Origin of the sequence: Thalassospira sp. UBA1131 (genome assembly GCF_002311515.1) — a bacterium.
In the GTDB taxonomy this organism is placed as follows: domain Bacteria; phylum Pseudomonadota; class Alphaproteobacteria; order Rhodospirillales; family Thalassospiraceae; genus Thalassospira.
Map to the genome: position 1 here is coordinate 81,289 of NZ_DCAO01000109.1, position 5,865 is coordinate 87,153.

Here is a 5,865-nt window from a genome sequence, read left to right on the forward strand (position 1 = left end):
CGATGTTTGGTGACTTCATCACTGAAGTGCACATCGCGAACTCCTAAAATAAAGGCCATAGCCAGATGTTTTGTCCGCAAACAAGGCGGGCAAGGGACATCGCAAATCCATCCGGTGCGCGCCAGTCATAAGGCGGCACGGAGGCAGTTGTTTAGGAGGAATCCATGTCTGCATACCCGGTCAATATGTCCGTAAAACCCGAAGTTACGGCCTTTTTCGACGAAGACACCAACACGATCAGCTATGTGGTCAAGGACCCGGAAAGCAACGCCTGTGCGGTTGTCGATTCCGTGATGGATATCGATTATGCGGCGGGTCGAATCACCTTTACCCACGCCGACAACATCATTGCCTTTATCAAGGATAACGGCCTGAAACTGGAATGGATCATCGAGACCCATGTCCATGCCGATCACCTGTCGGCAGCGCCATATATACAGGAAAAGCTCGGCGGCAAACTTGGCATCGGCAGCAAGATTACGGTTGTGCAGGACACGTTCGGCAAGGTGTTTAACGAAGGCACCGAATTCCAGCGCGATGGCAGCCAGTTTGATCGCCTGTTTGAAGATGGCGATACCTATCAGGTCGGATCCATGACCTGCTTTGCCATCTATACCCCTGGCCACACCCCGGCCTGCATGGTGCATGTCATGGGCGATGCCGCCTTTGTCGGTGACACCCTGTTCATGCCTGATGGCGGCTCGGCCCGTGCCGACTTCCCGGGCGGTGATGCCGGGACGCTTTATGACAGCATCCAGAAGCTCCTCGCACTGCCGGACGATATGCGTCTGTTCATGTGCCACGACTACGGCCCCAATGGTCGCGAGATCAAGTGGGAGACCACCGTTGGCGAAGAGAAAAAGCACAACATCCACGTTGGCGAAGGCAAGACCCGCGAGGACTTCATCAAGTTCCGCACCGAGCGTGATGCCCAGCTTGATATGCCGCGTCTGATCATCCCGTCGCTTCAGGTCAATATGCGCGCCGGTCAGGTGCCAACGGATAGCAGCGGCAAAAAAATGCTGAAAGTCCCGGTAAACGGGCTCTGATCAACACTCAGGTGAGGAAAAGCCATGGAAATCAAAACAATAAGCAACGGGTTCTCTGTCAGTCCGCAGATCGTGGCAGACGATATCAAGGAAATCGCCAAGCGCGGCTTCCGGTCCATCGTCTGTAACCGTCCGGACGGCGAGGGTGCCGATCAGCCAACCTTTGAAGAAATTTCAAACGCGGCCAAGGAAGCCGGGCTTGAGGTACGCTATCAACCGATTGTTTCGGGCAAGGTCAGCGACGATGATGCACGTGATTTTGGTCGCCTTTATGATGAATTGCCCAAGCCGGTCTTTGCCTATTGCCGCACCGGCACCCGTTCAACGACGCTTTGGTCCCTGAGCCAGGCTGCGCATCTTGATACCAGCGAAATCCTTCGCGCCACCAAGGCGGCCGGTTATGACATGGGCGGGGTTGTTCGCCGGATTGTCAATGGCGGCAAAACACCGACCGATCAGGGCGATGCGAAATATGACGTCGTGATCATCGGGGGCGGTGCTGCCGGTATTTCGGTGGCATCCAGCCTGATCGCCCGTCGTTCAGGGCTTGAGATCGCGGTGATTGATCCGGCCGACATCCACTATTACCAGCCGGGCTGGACCATGGTTGGTGGTGGCGTGTTTGAAGCCAGCACCACAGCTCAGACCATGGGATCGCTGATCCCCAAGGGTGTGCACTGGATCAAGGCGGCCGTGGCCGCGTTCGAGCCGCAAGACGATGCCGTCATCCTTGATGGCTGCCGGGTGGTCAAATATGACCGTCTGATCGTTTGCCCGGGGCTCAAGCTTGACTGGAACCGCGTTGAAGGCCTGGTTGAAACGCTCGGCCGTAATGGTGTGACGTCGAACTATCGCTATGACCTTGCCCCTTACACCTGGGAACTGGTTTCCTCGATGCGCGAAGGCAAGGCGATCTTTACCCAGCCGCCGATGCCGATCAAATGCGCCGGTGCCCCGCAAAAGGCGATGTATCTTTCGGCCGATCACTGGCATCGCACCGGTGTTTTGAAGAACATTGATATCGATTTCTGCAATGCCGGTGGCGTGCTGTTCGGGGTTAAGGACTATGTCCCGGCCCTTGAAAGCTATGTGAAGAAATACGACGCACATCTCGGTTTCTTTCACAATCTGGTGGCGATTGACGGACAGGCGAAAAAGGCCTGGTTCGATGTCGCCAAGCCCGACACCAAGGTCGAACGCGTTGAGAAGTCGTTTGACATGATCCATGTCTGCCCGCCGCAGGTGGCACCGGACTTCATTCGTGTCTCCCCACTGGCAGATGCCGCCGGATGGGTGGATGTCGATCAGGCGACCCTTCGCCACAAGTCATTTAGCAACATCTGGTCGCTGGGCGATGTGATGAATGCGCCCAATGCCAAGACGGCTGCTGCAGCCCGCAAACAGGCCCCGGTGGTTGCCGAAAACGTGGTTGCCGATATCGATGGCAAATCCCCGGTCGCGCAATATGACGGATATGGATCTTGCCCGCTGACCGTCGAACGTGGCCGGATCGTTCTGGCCGAATTCGGTTATGGCGGAACGCTTTTGCCGTCCTTCCCGAAATGGCTGATCGATGGCACCAAACCATCCCACCTTGCCTGGTTGCTTAAGGAAAAGCTGCTGCCGCCGATCTATTGGAAGGCGATGCTGCGTGGCAAGGAATGGCTGGCCAAGCCCGAAAAAGTCACCGGCGCCTAAAACACTCTTCACCCGAGGCAGCGATCACGTTGCCTTGGGCTAACACTGATCTAAGAGATCGATCAATGCGTTTCAAAATGCTTCGGAAATATGTCCCGATTTTTGATTGGGGACAGACCTATGACAGGACGGCCTTTGGCAATGACATGATTGCAGCCGTGATCGTGACGATCATGCTGATCCCGCAATCGCTTGCCTATGCGTTGCTGGCCGGTCTGCCGCCCGAGGCGGGGCTTTATGCCTCCATCGCGCCGATCATTCTTTATGCCATCTTTGGCACCAGCCGCGCCCTTGCGGTCGGACCAGTCGCGGTTGTTTCCCTGATGACGGCCGCCGCCGTAGGCAATATTGCCGAAACCGGCACCATGGGCTATGCGCTGGCTGCCCTGACGCTTGCGGCCCTGTCCGGGGCGATCCTGCTTGCGATGGGGGTGTTCAAGCTGGGCTTTCTGGCCAACTTCCTCTCACACCCGGTGATTGCCGGTTTCATCACTGCATCGGGCATGATCATTGCCGCAAGTCAGCTCAAACACATCCTTGGGGTAGATGCCGGTGGCCATAACCTTTGGGAAATTGTCACCTCCCTGATTGCCCATATTCCCGAAACCAATCAGACGACCCTGATCATTGGCATTTGCGCCACGGGCTTTCTGTTCTGGGTGCGCAAGGGCCTTAAACCCGCCTTGCGCAAACTGGGCCTTGGCGTGAGGATGGCTGATGTCCTGACCAAGGCGGGCCCAGTCTTTGCTGTGTTCGCCACCACGGCAGCCACCTGGTATCTTGGTCTGGCCGAAAAAGGGGTCAAGATCGTGGGCGAGGTTCCGCAAAGCCTGCCGCCGCTGACCATGCCGGACTTCAGCCCGGGGCTGATGGCCGATCTTCTGGTGCCGGCAATCCTGATTTCTGTGATCGGATTTGTTGAATCAATCTCAGTCGCGCAGACACTTGCCGCAAAACGCCGTCAACGCATCAACCCGGATCAGGAACTGATTGGTCTGGGGGCGGCCAATATCGGCGCGGCCTTTACGGGCGGTTATCCGGTTACGGGTGGTTTTGCCCGCTCGGTCGTGAACTTTGATGCTGGCGCGCAGACACCTGCGGCCGGGGCCTTTACCGCTGTTGGTTTGGCGATTGCTGCCGTGGCGCTGACGCCTCTGGTTTACTTCCTGCCAAAGGCAACCCTTGCTGCGACAATCATCGTTGCAGTGCTGTCGCTGGTCGATTTCTCGATCCTGAAAACCAGTTGGCAATATTCCAAGGCGGATTTCATTGCGGTTCTGGCAACCATCCTTCTGACCCTTGGTCTTGGGGTAGAGGTCGGGGTGACCGCCGGTGTGGTTCTGTCGATCGGGCTGTTTTTGTATAAAACATCGCGCCCGCATATTGCCGAGGTCGGCCTTGTGCCCGACACCCAGCATTTCCGCAACATCCTGCGTCATAAGGTCATCACCCATCCATCGGTCCTGACGATCCGGATTGATGAAAGCCTTTATTTCGCCAATGCGCGGTATCTGGAGGATTACCTCTATGACCGGGTGGTTGGGTGCAAGAACCTGAAACATGTGGTTCTGATGTGCTCGGCCGTGAACGAGATTGACTTAAGCGCGCTTGAATCGCTTGAGGCGATCAATCACCGGCTTGAGGAAATGGGCATTTCCCTTCACATGTCCGAGGTCAAAGGCCCGGTCATGGACCGCCTGAAAAAGACCCACTTCCTTGATGAACTGACCGGCGAGGTTTTCCTGTCCCAGTTCGAAGCTGTTTCGAAACTGACAGAAGGGCAGGTGGCGGAAACACCACCAAGCACCGAACCCAAAGTCAAATTGGTCTAAGACCGAAGACCGAAACCGGATTGAGTTTTCAGTCCGGTTTCTTTTTGCCATTGCGCAGATGGGTCACGAAATAAATCAGCCCACCGGCAAGCAAGCCCCAGAACGCACCCGAAATCCCATAGAATGTCAGTCCAGCTGCGGTGACGATAAAGGTCACAGCGGCTGCTTCACGTCCGTCTTCATCCTTGAAGGCCGCGACCGCTGATCCGGCGAATGCCCCAATCAGGGCGAGACCGGCAACCGCCTCGATCAGGATGCCCGGTGCCAGACTGATAAACGCGGTCAGCAGCCCGGCCAGAAGCCCAAACACGATATAGAAAACACCGCCCGAAACAGCAGCCCAATACCGTTTGGCCGGATCGGGATGGGCATCCTTGCCAGCACAAAGCGCGGCGGTGATGGCCGCCAAGTTAACTGCATGACCACCAAACGGGGCAGAGAGTAACGAGAAGATCCCGGTCACGGTAAAGAGCGGCCCCGGTGGGGTTTCAAAATCATTGGCGCGCAGAACCGCTGTGCCGGGAATGTTTTGCGATGCCATGGTGACGATGAAAAGCGGCAAAGCAATGCCGACCAGTCCGGCCAATGTGAATTCCGGCATGACGAATTCAACCGGCGGCGCAATTGCCCCACCCAGATCGGCAAGCGCATTTTCAGGGAACTCGATGCCGAACACCATCACGGCAATAAAGGCCAACAAAGCGGCCGGGATGGCAAGCAACCGGTTGAACCGGCCCATGACAATCCATGCAATCACAATCGGAAGACCAAGCAACGGATCAAAGGCAACTGCCTTGACCGGGGCAAGGCACAGACCCAGCAACACACCGGCCAGCATCGCGTTTGCCAAGGGGGCAGGGATGCCAGCAACCGCGCGGCCCAATGGCTTCCAAACGCCACTGATGATAATCAGGATGGCGCAAACAATGAACGCGCCAACGGCAACGGCAAATCCACCCTCAATGGCACCGGATGTCGCCAGAAGGGCCGCACCGGGTGTGGACCAGGCAATGCTGATCGGAAGGCGGGTTTTAAGGGATAAAACAATCGCGCAAAGGCCCATCGAAATGGAAAGCGCCATCAGGCCCGATGCCGCCTGTTCCGGGCCGGCACCAACGCCGGTAAGGCCTTGCAGCACAACCGCAAACGAACTGGCAGAGCCAACAAAACCGGCCAACAGGCCCATGAAAATACTTTGGGGCGAAATATCACGCAGCATGGGAGTTCCGCAGGGTTGTAAGTCGTTGAAAGTATGGTGGCAAGCGCGCTGACCTTAACCAGAAGCA

Annotated in this window: 4 protein-coding genes; 3 read left to right on the forward strand and 1 reads right to left on the reverse strand. The window is 56.8% G+C overall.

Features of this window, described 5'->3' with window-relative positions:
- The first annotated feature begins 185 nt into the window (after nucleotides 1-185).
- The 3 genes from B3Z49_RS18180 to B3Z49_RS18190 all read left to right on the forward strand — a co-directional run bounded on the left by B3Z49_RS18180 (nucleotide 186) and on the right by B3Z49_RS18190 (nucleotide 4,579).
- A complete protein-coding gene (locus tag B3Z49_RS18180; RefSeq protein ID WP_414716271.1) occupies nucleotides 186-1,049 on the forward strand; it encodes an MBL fold metallo-hydrolase in 864 nt (287 codons plus the stop codon).
- 24 nt (nucleotides 1,050-1,073) lie between these two features.
- A complete protein-coding gene (locus B3Z49_RS18185; protein WP_296993407.1) occupies nucleotides 1,074-2,747 on the forward strand; it encodes a bifunctional protein tyrosine phosphatase family protein/NAD(P)/FAD-dependent oxidoreductase in 1,674 nt (557 codons plus the stop codon).
- A gap of 65 nt (nucleotides 2,748-2,812) precedes the next feature.
- On the forward strand, nucleotides 2,813-4,579 hold the full coding sequence (locus B3Z49_RS18190; RefSeq protein ID WP_296993409.1) for a SulP family inorganic anion transporter: 1,767 nt from the start codon (nucleotides 2,813-2,815) through the stop codon (nucleotides 4,577-4,579).
- 28 nt (nucleotides 4,580-4,607) lie between these two features.
- On the opposite strand, the gene B3Z49_RS18195 is transcribed toward B3Z49_RS18190, so the two are convergent.
- Nucleotides 4,608-5,798: a benzoate/H(+) symporter BenE family transporter gene (locus tag B3Z49_RS18195; protein ID WP_296993411.1), complete on the reverse strand. Its 1,191-nt coding sequence runs from the start codon at nucleotides 5,796-5,798 to the stop codon at nucleotides 4,608-4,610.
- Nucleotides 5,799-5,865 lie beyond the last annotated feature (67 nt).

Excerpts from the sequence above, each read along its gene's own strand:
- B3Z49_RS18195 (WP_296993411.1), bottom strand. The coding sequence starts at position 5,798 with ATGCTGCGTGATATTTCGCCCCAAAGTATTTTCATGGGCCTGTTGGCC.
- B3Z49_RS18185 (WP_296993407.1), top strand. The coding sequence starts at position 1,074 with ATGGAAATCAAAACAATAAGCAACGGGTTCTCTGTCAGTCCGCAGATC.
- B3Z49_RS18190 (WP_296993409.1), top strand. The coding sequence starts at position 2,813 with ATGCGTTTCAAAATGCTTCGGAAATATGTCCCGATTTTTGATTGGGGA.
- B3Z49_RS18180 (WP_414716271.1), top strand. The coding sequence starts at position 186 with ATGTCCGTAAAACCCGAAGTTACGGCCTTTTTCGACGAAGACACCAAC.